19 protein-coding genes are annotated in these 17,982 nt (G+C 68.1%); 16 read left to right on the forward strand and 3 right to left on the reverse strand.

Annotation, left to right across the window (positions count from 1 at the left end):
• Positions 1 to 5 precede the first annotated feature (5 nt).
• From EGM46_RS01350 to msrA, 10 genes are all read left to right on the forward strand, one after another.
• Entirely contained in the window at positions 6 to 701 is a 696-nt protein-coding gene (locus tag EGM46_RS01350; RefSeq protein WP_125098384.1) for a YggS family pyridoxal phosphate-dependent enzyme, read from the forward strand.
• Positions 702 to 731: 30 nt separating this feature from the next.
• Complete coding sequence (locus EGM46_RS01355) at positions 732 to 1,229, forward strand: cell division protein SepF (protein ID WP_125098385.1); 498 nt, start codon at positions 732 to 734, stop codon at positions 1,227 to 1,229.
• Between the two features lie 3 nt (positions 1,230 to 1,232).
• The gene (locus EGM46_RS01360; RefSeq protein WP_125098386.1) at positions 1,233 to 1,529 is read left to right on the forward strand and encodes a YggT family protein; all 297 of its coding nucleotides are present in this window, start codon (positions 1,233 to 1,235) and stop codon (positions 1,527 to 1,529) included.
• Positions 1,530 to 1,638: 109 nt separating this feature from the next.
• Positions 1,639 to 2,316, forward strand: a complete 678-nt coding sequence (locus EGM46_RS01365; RefSeq protein ID WP_125098387.1) for a DivIVA domain-containing protein — start codon at positions 1,639 to 1,641, stop codon at positions 2,314 to 2,316.
• A 9-nt stretch (positions 2,317 to 2,325) separates the two neighbouring features.
• Positions 2,326 to 2,988, forward strand: a complete 663-nt coding sequence (gene lspA, locus EGM46_RS01370; protein ID WP_241156112.1) for a signal peptidase II — start codon at positions 2,326 to 2,328, stop codon at positions 2,986 to 2,988.
• On the forward strand, positions 2,975 to 3,907 hold the full coding sequence (locus tag EGM46_RS01375) for an RluA family pseudouridine synthase (RefSeq protein WP_125098491.1): 933 nt from the start codon (positions 2,975 to 2,977) through the stop codon (positions 3,905 to 3,907). The genes lspA and EGM46_RS01375 overlap by 14 nt, the downstream gene beginning before the upstream one ends.
• 142 nt (positions 3,908 to 4,049) lie before the next feature.
• Entirely contained in the window at positions 4,050 to 4,190 is a 141-nt protein-coding gene (locus tag EGM46_RS14640) for a hypothetical protein (RefSeq protein ID WP_164512772.1), read from the forward strand.
• A gap of 99 nt (positions 4,191 to 4,289) precedes the next feature.
• Complete coding sequence (gene dnaE / locus EGM46_RS01380; RefSeq protein WP_241156119.1) at positions 4,290 to 7,799, forward strand: DNA polymerase III subunit alpha; 3,510 nt, start codon at positions 4,290 to 4,292, stop codon at positions 7,797 to 7,799.
• 33 nt (positions 7,800 to 7,832) lie between these two features.
• Positions 7,833 to 8,702: an ammonia-dependent NAD(+) synthetase gene (gene nadE / locus EGM46_RS01385; protein ID WP_277425204.1), complete on the forward strand. Its 870-nt coding sequence runs from the start codon at positions 7,833 to 7,835 to the stop codon at positions 8,700 to 8,702.
• 3 nt (positions 8,703 to 8,705) lie between these two features.
• Positions 8,706 to 9,233, forward strand: a complete 528-nt coding sequence (gene msrA / locus EGM46_RS01390; RefSeq protein WP_125098389.1) for a peptide-methionine (S)-S-oxide reductase MsrA — start codon at positions 8,706 to 8,708, stop codon at positions 9,231 to 9,233.
• Between the two features lie 15 nt (positions 9,234 to 9,248).
• Here msrA and ssb read toward each other — a convergent pair whose 3' ends face one another.
• Positions 9,249 to 9,725: a single-stranded DNA-binding protein gene (ssb, locus tag EGM46_RS14645; protein ID WP_164512773.1), complete on the reverse strand. Its 477-nt coding sequence runs from the start codon at positions 9,723 to 9,725 to the stop codon at positions 9,249 to 9,251.
• 229 nt (positions 9,726 to 9,954) lie between these two features.
• Here ssb and EGM46_RS01400 point away from each other — a divergent pair, with 229 nt between their 5' ends.
• The 3 genes from EGM46_RS01400 (at position 9,955) to EGM46_RS01410 (ending at position 12,823) form a co-directional block, all read left to right on the forward strand.
• Positions 9,955 to 10,443 (forward strand): DUF6993 domain-containing protein, encoded by a 489-nt coding sequence (locus tag EGM46_RS01400; RefSeq protein ID WP_125098391.1) that lies wholly within the window; start codon positions 9,955 to 9,957, stop codon positions 10,441 to 10,443.
• A gap of 164 nt (positions 10,444 to 10,607) precedes the next feature.
• Entirely contained in the window at positions 10,608 to 12,290 is a 1,683-nt protein-coding gene (gene ettA / locus EGM46_RS01405; protein ID WP_125098392.1) for an energy-dependent translational throttle protein EttA, read from the forward strand.
• 65 nt (positions 12,291 to 12,355) lie between these two features.
• Positions 12,356 to 12,823, forward strand: coding sequence for an acyl-CoA thioesterase (locus tag EGM46_RS01410; protein WP_125098393.1), 468 nt, complete (start codon positions 12,356 to 12,358; stop codon positions 12,821 to 12,823).
• A gap of 7 nt (positions 12,824 to 12,830) precedes the next feature.
• Here EGM46_RS01410 and EGM46_RS01415 read toward each other — a convergent pair whose 3' ends face one another.
• Together EGM46_RS01415 and EGM46_RS01420 are read right to left on the reverse strand one after the other, a co-directional pair.
• Complete coding sequence (locus EGM46_RS01415) at positions 12,831 to 14,252, reverse strand: HNH endonuclease signature motif containing protein (protein ID WP_125098394.1); 1,422 nt, start codon at positions 14,250 to 14,252, stop codon at positions 12,831 to 12,833.
• 175 nt (positions 14,253 to 14,427) lie between these two features.
• Positions 14,428 to 15,294: an acyl-CoA thioesterase gene (locus tag EGM46_RS01420; protein WP_125098395.1), complete on the reverse strand. Its 867-nt coding sequence runs from the start codon at positions 15,292 to 15,294 to the stop codon at positions 14,428 to 14,430.
• Between the two features lie 99 nt (positions 15,295 to 15,393).
• On the opposite strand from EGM46_RS01420, the gene EGM46_RS01425 reads away from it, so the two are divergent.
• The 3 genes from EGM46_RS01425 to metK all read left to right on the forward strand — a co-directional run bounded on the left by EGM46_RS01425 (position 15,394) and on the right by metK (position 17,978).
• A complete protein-coding gene (locus tag EGM46_RS01425; RefSeq protein WP_125098396.1) occupies positions 15,394 to 16,041 on the forward strand; it encodes a hypothetical protein in 648 nt (215 codons plus the stop codon).
• Positions 16,042 to 16,396: 355 nt separating this feature from the next.
• Positions 16,397 to 16,663, forward strand: a complete 267-nt coding sequence (gene rpoZ, locus EGM46_RS01430; protein WP_025133648.1) for a DNA-directed RNA polymerase subunit omega — start codon at positions 16,397 to 16,399, stop codon at positions 16,661 to 16,663.
• Positions 16,664 to 16,787: 124 nt separating this feature from the next.
• The gene (gene metK / locus EGM46_RS01435; RefSeq protein ID WP_125098397.1) at positions 16,788 to 17,978 is read left to right on the forward strand and encodes a methionine adenosyltransferase; all 1,191 of its coding nucleotides are present in this window, start codon (positions 16,788 to 16,790) and stop codon (positions 17,976 to 17,978) included.
• Positions 17,979 to 17,982: the final 4 nt, after the last annotated feature.

A 17,982-nucleotide genomic window follows, 5' to 3' on the forward strand; every position in this document is an offset into this window, starting at 1 on the left:
GACGCATGAGCGAGCTCGCTACCCCTGAGTACCCCGGCCTTGCGGATCGCCTCGCGGCGGTGCAGGCCGGGGTCACTGAGGCCTGCCGGGCGGCGGGCCGCGACGCCGCGGACGTGACCACAATCGTGGTCACGAAGTTCCACCCGGCCTCGCTCGTGCGCGCGCTCGCCGCGCTCGGCGTTCGCGACGTGGGGGAGAACCGGCACCAGGAGGCGCAGGAGAAGGCCGCGGAGCTCGCGGAGTTGGATCTCCGCTGGCACTTCGTTGGTCAGCTGCAGACGAAGAAGGCGCGGCAGGCCGCGCGGTACGCGCAGGCGATCCACTCCGTTGACCGCGCGCGCCTCATCGACGCGCTGACCGAGCTGGAGCGCCCGCTTGACGCGTTCCTCCAGATCAATCTCACCGACGACCCGGGTCGTGGTGGCGCAGCGCCGGCAGAGCTCGAACAGCTCGCCGAACACGCGCTGCAGAATCCGTCGCTGCGCCTGCGCGGCGTGATGGCCGTCGCCCCGCTCGACGAGGAGCCCGCGCGTGCGTTCGCGCGTCTCGCTGAGTACTCCGAGCGCGTGCGCGCCGTCGCACCAGCGGCGAGCGCCATCTCCGCTGGGATGACGCACGACTACGCCGAGGCGATCGCTGCCGGGGCGACACACCTGCGAATCGGCAGCGCAATCACCGGGAATCGACCAGAGCCCCGATAGTCTCGGAGCACCGCACCGTTGGGAGAGAATATGAGCAACCCGCTGAAGAAGACGATGGTGTTCCTCGGCCTCGCCGAGGAAGAGCTCGAGGATCAGTCGGCAGCCGAGGAGACCGCCGCGGCTCCGCGCGCATCGCAGACGCAGGCCGCAAAGCCTGAGCCCGTGCGCGCCGCGCCGGCGCCGCGCGCCGCCGTGACCCCGCTGCGCCGCGTCACCCCCACGTCGCAGCCGGCCGCGCAGCCGCTGAACGAGATCCTCACGGTCCACCCGACCGAGTACCGCGACGCGAAGGTCGTGGCCGAGAGCTTCCGTGCCGGCGTGCCGGTGATCATCAACCTCTCGCGCATGAACGAGGGCGACGCGAAGCGACTCATCGACTTTGCGAGCGGCCTCACGATGGGGCTCAACGGTCGCATCGAGCGCGTCACGAGCAAGGTGTTCCTCCTCTCGCCCGAGCACATCGAGATCGCAGGCGAGGAGTCGCGGCAGAACGACAGCGGTTCGTTCTTCGTTTCGCCCGCGGAATAACCAGTGGGAGTATTTGTCGTCCTGTTCCTGGTGCTGCGTATCGCGCTGCGGATCTACACGCTCGTGCTCTGGGCGCGATTCATCCTTGACTGGGTGACCGTGCTCAACCGAAACTTCCGCCCGCGCGGGATCTGGGCGGTGCTCGTCGAGTTCGTGTACACCATCACCGACCCGCCGATTCGGATGTTCCGACGGTTGCTTCCCCCGATCCGGCTCGGGCAGGTGTCGATCGATCTCGGCTGGATGCTCACCATGCTCGTCTGCATCATTCTCCTCGCGATCCTGCCCGTCCGCCTATAAACGGATTCTGCGCGAACGAAGCTTTCTTTGCTAGCGTGGTCACAGACCGCGTGTATTCGAGCGTTGTCACAGACCACGTCAGTGGTCCCGAATCGAAAGAGACGAAACGATGGCCCTGACTCCCGAAGATGTCGTGAACCAGAAGTTCACGATCACCAAGTTCCGCGATGGCTACGACCTGGACCAGGTCGACGACTTCCTCGACACCATCGTCGAGGAGCTGCGCCAGCACGAGCAGGAGAAGGACGAGCTGCGCTCGAAGATCGACGAGCTCACCGCGAAGCTTGCTGAGTGCGAGGCAGGGGCGGGCCACGACGGCTCGGCCGATTCGGCACCGTCTGAGCAGACCATCGTCGTCGACGCTCCGGCCCCCACCCCGGCTCCGGTCGCCGCGCCGGCCCCCGTCGCCGCAGCGGCGGAAGGCGCCGCGCCCGACGCCGTGAAGTCGAGCGCGATGCTGCAGCTCGCACTCGAGCTGCACGACAAGCACGTGCGCGAGGGCGAGTCCACCCGCGACGAGCTCATCTCGCAGGCCGAGGCGAAGCGCGATCAGATGATCCTCGACGCTGAGCGCACCGCGAAGCAGCTCGTTGAGGACGCGCAGCAGCAGCGCGCTGAGGAGCTCCGCCTCCTCGGTGATGAGCGCGGCGACCTCCAGTTCAAGATCAAGGACCTGCGTCAGTTCGAGAGCGAGTACCGCTCGACGCTGCGCTCCTACATCCAGTCGCAGCTGCGCGGCCTCGACGGCTCGCCCGAGCCCGCTGGCGCTCCCGACGGCCTCCAGTAGTCGTCACGCGTGAACATCGTCGCTGATGCGGCACCCGGCGCCACGGCCTCTCGGCCGTGGCGCCGCTTGGTGCCGGTGGTGTTGTGTGTGGTCGCGCTCGCGGTGTTCACCGCCGACCAGCTCGTCAAGAACTGGGTTGTCGCGACGCTGCCGGAGGGCGTGACCGTTCCCGTGCTCGGGGATGTGCTGCGCTGGCACTTCGTTCGGAACCCCGGCGCGGCGTTCTCGCTCGCGACGGGGCAGACCTGGATCTTCACGATCCTCGCCGCCGCCGTGGTGATCGTCATCCTGTGGCAGATCCGCCGCCTCCGGTCGCTGCCCTGGGCGATCTTCCTCGGCCTCCTGCTCGGCGGCGTGCTCGGCAATCTCACCGATCGCCTCACGCGCGAGCCCGGGTTCCCCGAGGGCCACGTGATCGACTTCATTTCTACGCCGTGGATGTGGCTGGGCTTCAACGAAGCGATCTACAACATCGCGGACATCGGGATTGTGTCTGGCATGATCCTGTTCATCGTGATCACGCTGCTCGGCCTGCCGATCGACGGGCGCACGCGCGCCCAGGCGCGCGCGGACGACGCGGCGGCCGATGCCGCGAAGCGCGCCGAAGCCACGCCTGATGACGAAGCCACGCCTGACGAGTCCCCGGAAGGTCGCGGCGATGCAGCACCGTAGTCTCCCTGTCCCTGACGGCCTCGCCGGCGAGCGCGTCGACGCTGCGCTCGCGAAGATGCTCGGCTTCTCGCGGAGTTTCGCGGCGGAGATCGCGCAGGGCGGAGGCGTCTCGCTGGACGGCCAGACGCTCGGCAAATCGGATCGGCTCGCCGCTGGCGGCTGGCTCGAGGTCGCCTGGGAGGAGAAGCGCGGCCCGGAGGTCATTCCCGTGCACCTGCCCGAGCTCGGCATCGTCCACGACGACGACGACATCGTGGTGATTGACAAGCCGGCTGGCGTCGCGGCGCACCCCTCGCTCGGCTGGGAGGGGCCCACCGTGCTCGGCGCCCTCGCCGGTGCCGGCTACCGGATCGCGACCTCCGGTCCGCCCGAGCGGCAGGGCATCGTGCACCGCCTCGACGCTGGCACGAGCGGCCTCATGGTGGTCGCGAAGAGCGAGCGCGCCTACAGCGAGCTGAAGCGGGCGTTCAAGGAGCGCGAGGTCGCGAAGATCTATCACGCGGTCGTCCAGGGACACCCCGACCCGTTCTCCGGCACGATCGAGGGGCCCATCGGGCGCCACCCCGGCCACGAGTGGAAGTTCGCGGTGACCCGCGACGGCAAGCCCTCGGTGACCCACTACGAGACGCTCGAGGCGTTCCCGTACGCGACGCTGCTCGAGATCGAACTCGAGACCGGCCGCACACACCAGATTCGCGTGCACATGTCCGCGCAGCGGCACCCGTGCGTCGGCGACGGCATGTACGGTGCTGACCCGACCCTGTCAGCGCGGCTCGGGCTCGGCCGGCAGTGGCTGCACGCGATGCGCCTCGGCTTCCGCCACCCGGGCACCGGCGAGCCGGTCGAGTACAGCTCGCGCTACCCGGCCGATCTGCAGCACGCGCTCGACGTGCTGTCCGGGGCCACGCCGGAGGGCTGATCCCGCACACCCGTTCGCCGCTGTTCCGATTCGATCGAATACGCGCCGCCGCCGCGCAATCCAGGCGGAAAGCTGCTTCACTCTATCCCACGGCGGGCCCGCATCTCGTGCGCCCGCACCGGGGTCAGAGGAGGGATGCGCGGTGAAAACTCAGGCATCGAAGGTAGCGGTCGGCCGGTGGAACCTGCGTGCCATGTGCGAGCGCTGGCACACCTCGTTCAAGCGCGTGAGCAGCCCGGACGCCGAGTACGCGTGCCCGTGGTGCGCCGCTGACGTGCGGTAGGGGGAGCGCCGCGGTACCCTGGATGGGTCGGCGAAAGGGGCCCATTCGGTGTCAGAAAAAGACGGTTTCGTTCACCTCCACGTGCACAGCGAGTACTCGATGCTCGACGGCGCGGCCCGGGTGAAACCGCTCATTCAAGCAACCGCTGAGCAGGGGATGCCCGCGATCGCGGTCACTGACCACGGCAACACCTTCGGCGCGTTCGACTTCTGGAAGACCGCGCGCGACAACGGCGTGAACCCCATCATCGGCATCGAGGCGTACGTGACGCCCGGCACGCACCGGAGCGATCGCACCCGTGTGCGCTGGGGCGACGGCGGCGGCGACGACGTGTCCGGTGCCGGCGCGTACACGCACATGACGCTGCTCTCGGAGACGACCGAGGGCATGCACAACCTCTTCCGGCTGTCGAGCTACGCCTCCATCGAGGGGTACTACTTCAAGCCGCGCATGGACCGGGAGCTGCTGCAGCAGTACTCGAAGGGGCTCATCGCCACGACCGGCTGCCCCTCGGGGGAGATCCAGACGAGGCTGCGCCTCGGCCAGTACAAGGAGGCGCGCGAGGCGGCCGCGGAGTTCCAGGCCATCTTCGGCAAGGAGAACTACTTCTGCGAGATCATGGATCACGGCCTCGACATCGAGCGCCGGGTGCAGAAGGACCTCGTCGCGATCTCGAAGGATCTCGGCATTCCGCTCGTCGCGACGAACGACCTGCACTACGTTCACGAGGCGGACGCCGAGTCGCACTCGGCGCTGCTCTGCGTGCAGTCGGGATCGCGACTCGATGATCCCAATCGATTCCAGTTCAGCGGATCGGGCTACTACCTGAAGTCAGCCGCGGAGATGCGGCACATCTTCCGCGAGATGCCCGAGGCCTGCGACACCACGCTGCTCATCGCCGAGCGGTGTAAGTCGGAGTTCAACACCTCGGCGAACTACATGCCGCGCTACCCGGTGCCCGAGGGCGAGAACGAGGAGAGCTGGTTCATCAAGGAGGTCGAGAAGGGCCTCCACTACCGCTACCCGAACGGGATCCCGGACGCCGTGCGCAAGCAGGCGGAGTACGAGACCGGCGTCATCACGCAGATGGGCTTCCCCGGCTACTTCCTCGTCGTCGCCGACTTCATCAACTGGTCGAAGGACAACGGGATCCGCGTCGGCCCCGGCCGTGGCTCGGGCGCCGGTTCCATGGCCGCGTACGCGATGCGTATCACCGACCTCGACCCGCTGCAGCACGGGCTCATCTTCGAGCGTTTCCTCAACCCCGACCGCGTCTCCATGCCCGACTTCGATGTCGACTTCGATGATCGTCGCCGCGGCGAGGTCATCAAGTACGTCACCGAGAAGTACGGCGACGAGCGCGTGGCGCAGATCGTCACCTACGGCACGATCAAGTCGAAGCAGGCGCTCAAGGACTCCTCGCGCGTGCTCGGCTTCCCGTTCGGCATGGGGGAGAAGCTCACGAAGGCGATGCCGCCCGCCGTCATGGCGAAGGACATCCCGCTCTCGGGCATCACCGATCCCAATCACCCTCGCTACAAGGAGGCCGCCGAGTTCCGCACGGTGCTCCAGGAGGATCCCGACGCGAAGCGGGTGTACGAGACCGCGCTCGGCCTCGAGGGTCTGAAGCGGCAGTGGGGCGTGCACGCGGCCGGCGTGATCATGTCGAGCGATCCGCTGATCGACATCATCCCGATCATGAAGCGCGAGCAGGACGGCCAGATCGTCACGCAGTTCGACTATCCAACGTGTGAGGGCCTCGGCCTGATCAAGATGGACTTCCTCGGGCTCCGCAACCTGACCATCATCTCCGACGCGCTCGAGAACATCCGGCTGAACCGCGGGGTCGAGCTCGACCTTGAGCGGCTCGAGCTCGACGACACGGCGTCGTACGAGCTGCTCGCGCGCGGCGACACGCTCGGCGTGTTCCAGCTCGACGGCGGCCCCATGCGTGGCCTGCTGCGGCTCATGAAGCCGGACAACTTCGAGGACATCTCGGCGGTGCTCGCGCTGTACCGGCCCGGGCCCATGGGTGCGGACTCGCACACGAACTACGCGCTGCGCAAGAACGGCCTGCAGCCGATCACGCCGATCCACCCGGAGCTTGAGGAGCCGCTCAAGGAGATCCTCGACACGACCTTCGGCCTCATCATCTACCAGGAGCAGGTGATGTCGATCGCGCAGAAGGTGGCGGGCTTCTCGCTCGGTGAGGCAGATATTCTGCGCCGCGCGATGGGCAAGAAGAAGAAGGAAGAGCTCGACAAGCAGTACGCGGGCTTCTCCGGCGGCATGAAGGAGCGAGGGTTCTCGGAGGCCGCGATCAAGGCGCTGTGGGACATCCTGCTCCCATTCTCGGACTACGCGTTCAACAAGGCGCACTCCGCGGCATATGGCGTGGTCTCGTACTGGACCGCGTATCTCAAGGCGCACTACCCCGGCGAGTACATGGCGGCGCTGCTCACGAGCGTCGGCGACTCGAAGGACAAGCTCGCGATCTACCTGAACGAGTGCCGGCGGATGGGGATCAAGGTACTCCCGCCCGCCGTCAACGACTCGTTCGCGAACTTCTCCGCGGTGGGTGACGACATCCGCTTCGGCCTCGGGGCGATCCGCAACGTCGGTACGAACGTGGTCGAGGCGATCCGCGAGGCCCGCGAGGCGAAAGGCTCCTTCGAGACCTACCACGACTTCCTCAAGAAGGTGCCGCTCGTCGTGCTGAACAAGCGCACCATCGAGTCGCTCATCAAGGCCGGCGCGTTCGACGGGCTCGGCGGCACGCGCCGCGCGCTCGTGGAGCTCCACGAGCAGACCATCGAGAGCGCGGTGAAGGAGAAGCGCGACGCGGAGAACGGCAACGTCGGCTTCGACTTCGACAGCCTGTTCGCCGAGGCGGCTGAGGCGGCGGGCGAGCACTCCGAGACAGCCTCGCAGGTGCCGGATCGACCGGAGTGGACGAAGAAGGACAAGCTCTCGTTCGAGCGGGAGATGCTCGGCCTGTACGTGTCGGATCATCCGCTCCGCGGGCTGGACTCGGCGCTGGCGAAGGAGGCGAGCGCGACGGTGCAGCAGGTGACGAACCCCGACGCCTCGCCAGGCTTTGACGGCGAGATCGTCACGATTGCCGGGCTGCTCACGAGCGTGCAGCACCGCACGGCGAAGTCGGGCAACCTCTACGGCATGGTGTCCATCGAGGACTTCACCGGTGAGATCCAGGCGCTGTTCATGGGGAAGTCGTATCAGGAGTTCGGAGCGCTCCTGCAGCCGGACTCGATTGTCGCGATCCGCGGCAAGATGAACGCGCGCGACGATGGGATGTCGATGCACGCGTACGGGGTGCGACCGATTGACGCGGCGGTGCAGGAGGACGCGGAAACGCTGATGCTGACGATCTCGGACACGCGAGCGACCGAGGACCTCATGGATGAGCTGAAGCGCACACTGCTGCGCCATCGCGGTGAGAGCGAGGTGCGGCTGAACCTCATGACGTCGACCGCGATCCGCGTGTTCGAGCTGCCGCTGCAGGTTCGAGTCTCCGCCGACCTCTTCGGCGAGCTGAAGGGGCTTCTCGGCCCGCGCTGCCTGATGCCGCTCGATGAGGCGGTCGCGTAGCCGTCCGCGGCCCCCGAGAGTAGAGTGTGGAGGGTGAGCGATATGCAGCAGGAGATCATTCGCCGGCTCGGTTCGGTGCCCGATATTGACCCGGCGGCCGAGGTCGCGCGCCGCGTGGACTTCCTCGTGGAGTACGTCCGCTCGATCCCCGGGGTGCGCGGCTTTGTGCTGGGGATCTCGGGTGGTCAGGACTCGTCCCTCGCCGGGCGCCTCGCGCAGCTCGCGGTGGAGCGGCTGCGCGCCGAGGGCGCCGAGGCCGAGTTTGTGGCGGTTCGCCTGCCCTATGCGGTTCAGCGAGACGAGGACGATGCGCAGCTCGCGCTCTCCTTCATTCAGCCGGACCGCGCGGTGACCGTCGACATCGCGGCGGGGACTGATGGCCTGGTCGCCCAGGTGGCGGACGCGATGGGGGAGCCGGTCAGCGACTTCAACCGCGGCAACGTGAAGGCGCGCATGCGGATGGTGGCGCAGTACGCCATCGCCGGCGACCGCGGGCTGCTCGTCATCGGCACGGACCACGCCGCGGAGGCGATCACCGGGTTCTTCACGAAGTTCGGTGACGGCGCCGCCGACGTCCTGCCGCTCTCCGGGCTCACGAAGGGCCAGGGCGCCGCCATGCTGCGCGAGCTCGGCGCTCCGTCCCGCCTCTGGGAGAAGACGCCCACCGCCGATCTGCTCGATGATCAGCCCGGGCAGTCCGACGAGTCGAGCCTTGGCGTCAGCTACCAGGAGATCGACGCGTACCTCCGCGGAGAGTCGGTCTCGGCTGCGGCAGCGGAGAATCTGGAGCGTCGCTACCGCGGCACCGAGCACAAGCGGCAGCTGCCCGTTGGCCCGGCCGACACCTGGTGGCGCGGCGGCGAGTCGCAGGCCGAGTCAGCATCCGAGTCGACGGGAGCATAGCCCATGACCACCACCACCTTCGTGCTCGCGGGCGGCTGCTTCTGGTGCCTCGACGCGGCCTACCGTCAGCTCCGCGGGGTCTCCGAGGTGCTGTCCTGCTACACCGGCGGACACACCTCGAACCCGAGCTATGAGCAGGTCTGCACCGGTGCAACCGGGCACGCTGAGGCCGTCGCTGTGACGTTCGACCCCGACGAGATCCCCGCCGACGTGATTCTCGATGCGTTCTTCACGATGCACGACCCCACTCAGCTGAACCGACAGGGCGCCGATGTCGGAACCCAGTACCGCTCGGCGATGTTCCCCGCGGACGATGCCCAGGCCGAGCTGTTCGCGGCCGCACGCGAGCGCGCAGTCGAGTGGTGGCCGGGGGAGATCGTGACGACGCTCGAGCCGCTCGGCCAGGTGTTCGCTGCGGAAGACTCCCACCAGAACTTCTTCGCGAAGAACCCCACACAGGGCTACTGCCTCGCGGTCGCAGTGCCGAAGGTGAACAAGGTGCGCGCGGCCTTCTCGGCCTACCTGCGCTGAGCGCCGGCGCCTCGGTCACGCCGCGGCCTCGGCGTCGGCCGCAGCCGGGACTCCGAGCCGCGACGCTCCCGGTGCACCATCGCCGAGCGGCGAGACGGGCGCTGTCGCACTCGGCGGCGCGCTGCGTGGCTCTGGCTGCTCGGCCGGGGTGAAGCGCGTGGTGCCCCACCGGAGGTCTGGGCCGACGGCGTCCGCTTCGATCTCCGCGGTGATCCCGCTCCGCTCCTCGCTCTGCCAGGACCGCATGCGGAGCCGGCCGGCAACGAGCACGCGGTGCCCCTTCGTGAGCGACGCCGCGGCGTGCTCGCCGAGGCTGCGAAACGCGTGCACGGTGTACCAACTCGTCTCGCCGTCGGTCCAGACGTTCTTTTCGCGGTCGTAGCGCCGGACGGTGTGCGCGAGGCGAAACGTGCAGAGCGGGATGTCCGCCGCGGTGCGGATGAGCCGCGGGTCGGTGCCGATCGTGCCGACGATGCTGACGTGTGTGGTCATGGGGGAGCTCGCTTTCGTCGTGGCGCCTGAGCGCGAATGGGGGTGTGCGGCGGACGGCCCGTGCCGTGCGGGTGCCGGACCGTCCACCCACATCCAGCATCGCCGCTGACGGCGTCCCGGTGTCGAGTGGGGGTCGAACTGTGGAGAATGGGCCGGCCGAACCGCGCGGCCGCGTGCCTGTGAGCGAACCACCAGCGTGCTGCCGGGGTGAAGTGCGTAGACTGTCCACGTGAATCCCCGAGCCCAGCACCGTCGTCGCGTCACTGCCATCGCCGCGCTCGCGGTCGTGCTGCCCCTCCTTGCGGGCTGCTCGCTGCTCGAGGGCCCCACGCCCGAGACCCCGCCGCGGGAGACCGTGGCGGCGCCCGAGGTGCCCCCGGAGTTCGTGCCGGGCGGCACCGCAGAGGAGAACCTGCCGTACTTCACCGAGGTGCTCCGCAGCTACGCGGCTGGCGAGAGCCCCATCCAGGGAGCGCCGATCGTGCAGGCGGTGACCGAGGCCGGCTTTGATCCCGCGCTGATGCAGGTGAGCTTCGACCAGACGAAGACGAACCTCGTCGCCGACAACATCTTCGTGTCCGTGCGTGCGGGCGCGGAGTGCTTGATCGGCCAGCTCGTCACCGACGATCGGAGCTTCGTCGCCCGCGTCGAGCCGGCGCTCGGCCCCGAGCAGACGATCTGCCTCATCGGGCAGACCGCGCCGATCGCCGGCCAGTAGCCAGCGCCCGGAGACTGCGCGGCGCAGCCGCGAGTTTGTGTCGCTGACACCCGCGCGGCTGTGCGAACCGGCCCAGCGTCCCGGTTCCTGCCGGTAGAGTAGTTGCATTCATCACATCGACCACGAGCAGGGAGTTCGGGGCGCTCTTCGCGCCTGGAAAGCATATGGCTGAGTACATTTACCAGATGGTTCGCGCGCGCAAGGCGCACGGCGACAAGGTCATCCTCGATGACGTGACGATGGCGTTCCTGCCGGGCGCGAAGATCGGTGTTGTCGGCCCGAACGGTGCGGGCAAGTCGACGATCCTGAAGATCATGGCCGGGATCGACACGCCATCGAACGGTGAGGCGATACTCACCCCGGGCTACACGGTCGGCATCCTCATGCAGGAGCCCGAGCTCGACGAGGACAAGACGGTTCTCGAGAACGTGCAGCAGGGTGTCGCCGGCATCAAGGGGAAGCTCGACCGCTTCAACGAAATCTCCGCGGAGATGGCGAATCCCGACGCTGACTACGACAAGCTGCTCCCAGAGATGGGCGAGCTCCAGGAAGCCATCGACGCGGTCGACGGCTGGGACCTTGACAACCAGCTCGAGCAGGCCATGGACGCGCTGCGCTGCCCGCCGTCCGATGCGATCATCTCGAACCTCTCGGGCGGCGAGAAGCGCCGCGTCGCGCTCTGCAAGCTGCTCCTCGAGAAGCCCGACCTGCTGCTCCTCGACGAGCCGACCAACCACCTCGACGCCGAGAGCGTGCTGTGGCTTGAGCAGCACCTCGCGAAGTACCCCGGCGCCGTCATGGCCGTTACCCACGACCGGTACTTCCTTGACCACGTCGCGACCTGGATCTGCGAGGTCGACCGCGGCCGCCTCTACCCGTACGAGGGCAACTACTCCACCTACCTGGAGCAGAAGGCCGCGCGCCTCGAGGTGCAGGGCAAGAAGGATCAGAAGCTCCAGAAGCGTCTGAAGGAAGAGCTCGAATGGGTGCGCTCGAACACCAAGGGTCGCCAGGCGAAGTCGAAGGCGCGCCTCGCGCGCTACGAGGAGATGGCAGCCGAGGCCGAGCGCACGCGGAAGCTCGACTTCGAGGAGATCCAGATCCCCGCAGGCCCGCGCCTCGGAAACCTCGTGCTCGAGGCGAAGGATCTCACCAAGGGCTTCGACGGTCGCACACTCATCGACGGTCTGTCGTTCTCGCTGCCCCGCAACGGCATCGTCGGCATCATCGGCCCGAACGGCGTGGGCAAGACCACCCTCTTCAAGACGATCGTTGGGCTCGAGGAGCTCGACGGTGGCGAGCTGAAGATCGGCGAGACCGTGAAGCTCAGCTACGTCGACCAGACCCGCGGTGGCATCGACCCGAAGAAGACCGTCTGGGAGGTCGTCTCCGACGGGCTCGACTACATCCAGGTGGGCAACACCGAGATCCCGTCGCGCGCCTACGTGTCGACCTTCGGGTTCAAGGGGCCGGATCAGCAGAAGCCCTCAGGGGTGCTCTCCGGTGGTGAGCGCAACCGACTGAACCTCGCGCTCACGCTCAAGCAGGGCGGCAACCTGCTGCTGCTCGACGAGCCGACCAACGACCTCGACGTCGAGACCCTCACAAGCCTCGAGAACGCGCTGCTCGAGTTCCCCGGCTGCGCCGTGGTGATCACGCACGATCGGTGGTTCCTCGACCGCATCGCAACGCACATCCTCGCCTACGAGGGCACCGAGGAGAACCCGGCGAACTGGTACTGGTTCGAGGGCAACTTCGAGGCGTACGAGGCGAACAAGATCGAGCGGCTCGGTGCCGACGCGGCGAAGCCGTCGCGGGTCACCTACCGCAAGCTCACGCGCGACTAGCGTGATCGGGGCCCGGTTCCAGGTGGAGCCGGGCCCCGCTGTTTTTCGGACTGGGAGGAGCGCATATGGCGCGCACACACATCGACCTTGAACTGCGCTGGGGCGACCAGGACGCGTACGGCCACGTGAACAACGTTGCCTACGCCCGTTTCCTTGAGGAGGCCCGCGTTCGCACGTTCTGGCTCGGCTCGGGGCGCGAGCGTACCGGCATGGAACGACACTTCCGTGGGGATGACCCAGCTGGCCCGAAAATGCTCGTCGCGAACCAGCAGATCGAGTTCCTCAGCGTGCTCGAGTACAGCGATCGGCCCATCACCATCGAGCTCTGGATCGGCAAGCTCGGCGGGTCAAGCCTCGAGGTGCACTACGAGATCGTCGACGGTGCTGCGGCGGAGCGCACGGTCGTTGCGCGAGCGATCTCCCACATCGTGATCGTGGACGGCGTGACCATGCGCCCGATTCGGCTCTCCGACGAGGGCCGCGAATCCGTGTCGGCATGGATGGATGAGCCGGTGCGTCTGCGGCGGGCGTGAGCCCCGTTCAGAACGGGTGGGGCGGATCCGAATCCGCGCGCGGTTCGGCTGTCGTCTGAGGCGTCTGGGGTGCGGCGCGAAACCTGACCCGGCTGGGCGGCCGGTCGAGCCGCACCCGACCGGTCGGGCTGACCCACCGGAGGACCCCGCCCGGCAGCTGGGTGAGGCGCCAGTCCGTATGGTGCTTCAGTGAGTGGTGGGCGCGGCACAGGAGCGCGAGGTTCGCCGTTGAGGTGGGCCCGCCGTCCGCGGATGCGATCGTGTGATCGACATCGCAGCGGGTGCTCGGGGCCCGACACCCTGGTGCACGACAGTGCAGGTCGCGCGCAGCGATCCGGCGGTGCATTTCGGGGGTCGGGACGTAGCGGTCGACGGTGAGCACATCACCGCTCGGGGCGGTGGTCACTCCCTCCCAGACCGGCGCTGCCGCGGCGAGGGCGCTCGCGGCCGCCGCGGGAATCGGGCCGTAGCCGATCAGCTCGGCCACCCAGCCAGACGCGCCGGTCGAGGGACGCCGTCCGAGCGCCGCGAACACCGGAGCAGCGCCAGCATCGGAGGGCTCTGGCGGAATCAGCATCTCCACCGGGACCACCACCTGAACCTTCGCGCGGATCGCCGGCCCTGGAGCGGAACTCGTGTCTGTGTCACCGCTCAGGAGCAGGTCACGGAGCACGTCTGCGCGCGTCGCATCTCTCGTGCGGTGTGGGAGACCGGACGCTTCGACGGTGTCCTCGGAACCCCGCGGCTCGTCCGCCTCAGGATGACGCGCTGCGGCCTCCTCCTGCACCGTGTTGCGTGCGATCCGCCCGAGCCGATCCATGATCGCGTACGCCTCCACCGCGGGCAGGAAGGCCACGAGCTCCGCCATCCCGTCCTCGAAGTCGCGCACCCGCACGGAACGCCGTGCAACCGCTTCCCGGTGCCGCTCCTCGACGGTGCGCTCGGCGTACTTCGCGGCGATCGCCCGCGCGATCGGCCGCAATCGCGCCGGGGTCTCCTGCCTGGCCTGCGCGATGACCTCGCTCTCGTACCCGCCGCGGCGCACGGCGTCCGCGCGCACGTCCCCGGTCACAAATACGGCACCCGCAGCGGTGATCACCCTCGCGTGCGCGAAACTGATCTCACCCGCACGGAGCGCACCGAGCGTGTCGGTGAAGTGCTCAGTCAGTGTTGCCGCGTGGCTCAGCAATCGCTCCACTCGCGTCTCGCTACTCGCGCACGCGGTCGCGAATTCAAGCCGCAGCGACCGGTAGGCGAGTTCGCGCTCACCCACCGTGGCCCCGCCCAGAACCGCGCTGAGCGCGTCAGCGAACACCGTGACGCGCTCCGCGTCCAACGCCCGCCGCGCCCGCTCGATGCGATCGATCTGGCGCACCGCGTCGGTGACGCGCGCGAGCTGCGTGGGGGTGAAATTTCCGGTGGCGGTCATGGGACTATTGACCCACACACCACCGACACTCACGGCCTAGAAAACCGCAGAATCATGCGGATCTCCTGCTGGTTTCGGCAGAGTCCCTGCTCGCCAAAGCGGAAAGAGGTTTCGGGCAATCTCGCGAGCTGCCCCGCCGCCCCGCCGCGATGAAGCAGCCGAAGCCGCCTGCGCGCTACTCGCCGCCCGGCGTGCGGATCATGCCCTCCTGCGACACGCTCGCGACGAGCACGCCATCCCGATCGTAGAACTTCCCGTGCGTCAGCCCGCGGCCGCTCTGCGCGGTGGGTGACTCCAGCTCGTAGAGCAGCCACTCGTCCACGCGGAACGGGCGGTGGAACCACATCGCGTGATCCAGGCTCGCGAAGCGCATCCCCGGCGTCGCCCACGGGATGCCGTGCATCCGCGCGATCGGCTCAAGCAGGAGATAGTCGCTCGCGAACGCCAGCGCGGCAGCGTGCAGCATCTGGGGCGCGTCAAACGTGTCGCGGCTGCGCATCCAGACTCGCTGCCGGTTCGTGCGCTCGGTCACCTCGAGCGTGATGTCCGACTCGACGTGGCGGAAGTCGAATGGGCGATTCAGCATCCACGACGCCTGGCCGTTCGAGGCCAGGTGTCCGTACTTCTCCCACACGGTCGGAAGCGAATCGGGATCGGGGAGCGCCGACATGTCGATCGTGTCCTGGTGCTCGAGTCCCGTATCCGGCTCCTGGAAGGAGGAGATCAGCGACATGAGCACCTGTCCCTCCTGGTACGCCTGCACGCGGCGCGTCGAGAACGAGCGCCCGTCGTAGAGACGATCCACCTCGAAGGTCATGCGCTCGGAGCTGTTGCCCGGGCGGAGGAAGTAGCCGTGCATCGAATGGATGCTGCGTCCCTCGGGCGCCGTGGTGCCGGCCGCCGCGAGCGCCTGCCCCAGCACCTGGCCGCCGAACGAGCGGCCGTGCGGCGTTGGCAGTGCGGGGCCGGTGAGGATGTCCTCGCGGGTGCGCGCGCCCGAATCGAGGACGGCGAGCATCATGAGCAGATCAGCGGCGGTCATGGGTCCTCCTGGCGGTCGCTCGGATCGGGTGATCAGGAGTAAGTCTAGGCCCGCGCTGGTGCTCAGTGCGGGATGCTCGCGCTCACTACACTGAATGGAATGGGTGCAACACTGCAGCTCGCGGACCACGCGACGCGAGACGATCTCCGCATTTTCCTTGAGCGCGTGCAGAAGGTCGGGCAGGACGAGGTGCGCCTCGTCACTCGCGGCAGCGTGCTCGCGGTCTACGGCTGCACGCAGGCGTCGCGCGGGATCACCGACACGGTGCCCGTTGTCCTGGTGATGCGGGGGTTCGAGCTGGCGGCCGCGCCAGAAGCCGAGATTGATGAGACGGTGCAGGCGCGCGCGCTACTCGACCGCATCGCGCGGCTCGGGATCATTGGCCTCGCGCTCGAGGTGCCCGATGTCACTGCAATGGCCGCCTGGGCCGGCGTGCTGCCACCGGTGTCGGGTTGGGAGCCTGCTGGCGCGCTCGACACCGCGTCGCTGAGCGCGGTGGCGCGTGATGGGATCGCTCGGGTCGCTGACGCGCTGCCGGATGACCCCGGCGAGGCGCTCGTGCACAAGGTGCGCGCGTCGGTCTGGGGCACGGAGATTGCGCCCGGGATCCCCGCTGCGGCGGCGTTCGCGGGGGAGACGCTGGGCTTCCTCGGTGTGCCGGAGCCCGTGCGTGTGTCGCGCTCGCTGACGTGGACGAGGCTGTCGACCCCACGCGGGCACGTGCTCGTGCGCTCCTTGCTGGGCTGATGCACGGGAAGCGGAGCCCGGAGCCTTCTCGCATTTAGTGAAGGTTGGGTCCGGTACTGCTCGGTCCTAGCGGATCACACTCACTCCGAGTTCGGGATCGGCTCCGCGCTCGGGATCGGCTCCGCGTTCGTGCCCTCCTGGCTCGCAGGAGCCGCCCCCTCGCCGGATTGGTGCGAGATTGAACCGGTATCGACCGCCTCAGCGGATCGGACCCTCACTAAATGAGAGAAAAGAAGGGCGGAGCTGCCGGTGCCGAGGCCCCGGATCGCGGACCGCCACTGCCCGCCGAGTGTCGGGTGCAGCACGAAAACGAAACCTCGGCTAAGATGGTGAGGTCAACCGGAGGAGTGTTTACATGGCAAATGTCAACGGCATCATCGACCCGCCCATCGACGATCTGCTCGAAAAGGTGGATTCGAAGTATGCGCTGGTGATCTTCGCCTCGCAGCGTGCTCGTCAGATCAACGATTACTACACGGATCTGCACGACGGCAACCTCTTCGACAACGTCGGGCCGCTCGTCGACTCGTCCGTCGACGACAAGCCGCTGTCGATCGCGCTGCACGAGGTCGTCGAGGGCAAGCTCACGATGACGAAGCGCGCGCCGGAGGCCGCCGAGTAATCTTTTGTTGCACTCGCAGCAGTGTCTGTGGCGTCGGATACCCTGAATGGGTGCCGACGCCACCGGCGTTTTCGGGCCCCGTCCGCACCCACCCCGTTTCATCTCTCACGCTCAAGGAGCCATTGTGTCGCTGCGTCAGTTCACCTCGGAATCTGTGACCGAGGGGCACCCAGACAAGGTCTGCGACCGGATCTCGGACTCCATCCTCGACGCGATGCTCGAGCAGGATCCCGGCGCGCGCGTCGCCGTCGAGACGCTCGTGACCACGGGGCTCGTGCACGTTGCCGGCGAGGTGTCGACCACGGGCTACGTCGAGATCCCGCAGATCGTGCGCGACGCGGTGCGCGAGATCGGGTACACGAGCTCGGACATGGGCTTCGACGGCTCGTCGTGCGGCGTGTCCGTGTCGATCGGCCAGCAGTCGCCAGACATCGCCGGCGGGGTCGACACCTCGCTTGAGTTGCGCAGCGGCGCCCTCGACGACGACCTCAGTCGGCAGGGCGCCGGCGATCAAGGCATCATGTTCGGCTACGCAACCGATGAGACGCCCGAGCTGCACCCGCTGCCGAGCTGGATCGCGCACCGCCTCGCCGAGCGCCTCTCGGCCGTGCGCCGCGCCGGGGTGATCCCCGAGCTCCGTCCAGACGGGAAGACCCAGGTCACCATCGGATACGACGGGGATCGCGCGGCCAGCATCGAGGCGGTCGTCGTGTCGACGCAGCACCAGGCGAGCATCACGCAGCCGGCGCTGCGCGAGGCGATCGAGCGCGAGGTGATCCGCCCCGTGCTGGATCGCGTTGAGCTCGCAAGCGACGGAGCGGAGTTCTTCATCAACCCGGCTGGCCCGTTCGTGGTGGGCGGGCCCATGGGCGACGCGGGGCTCACCGGCCGCAAGATCATCATCGACACCTACGGCGGTGCGAGTCGGCACGGCGGCGGCGCGTTCAGCGGCAAGGACCCCTCGAAGGTCGACCGCTCGGCAGCGTACGCAATGCGCTGGGTCGCGAAGCACGTGGTGCGCGCTGGACTCGCGAAGCGCGCGGAACTGCAGGTCGCGTACGCGATCGGCCGCGCGCACCCGGTTGGCCTCTACGTCGAGACGTTCGGCACGGAGACGGTGCCGCGTGAGCGCATCGAGGAGGCCGTGCGTCAGGTCTTCGACCTGCGCCCGCTCGCGATCATTCGCGACCTCTCGCTGCTGCGTCCCATCTACGCGCAGACGAGCGCGTTCGGCCACTTCGGCCGTGAGCTGCCCGACTTCACCTGGGAGGCTACGCCCCGCGTTGCGGAGCTGCAGGCCGCCGCGGGCCTGTAGCGGA

The sequence above is a fragment of the Leucobacter chromiireducens genome (assembly GCF_003917135.1).
In the GTDB taxonomy this organism is placed as follows: domain Bacteria; phylum Actinomycetota; class Actinomycetes; order Actinomycetales; family Microbacteriaceae; genus Leucobacter; species Leucobacter chromiireducens_A.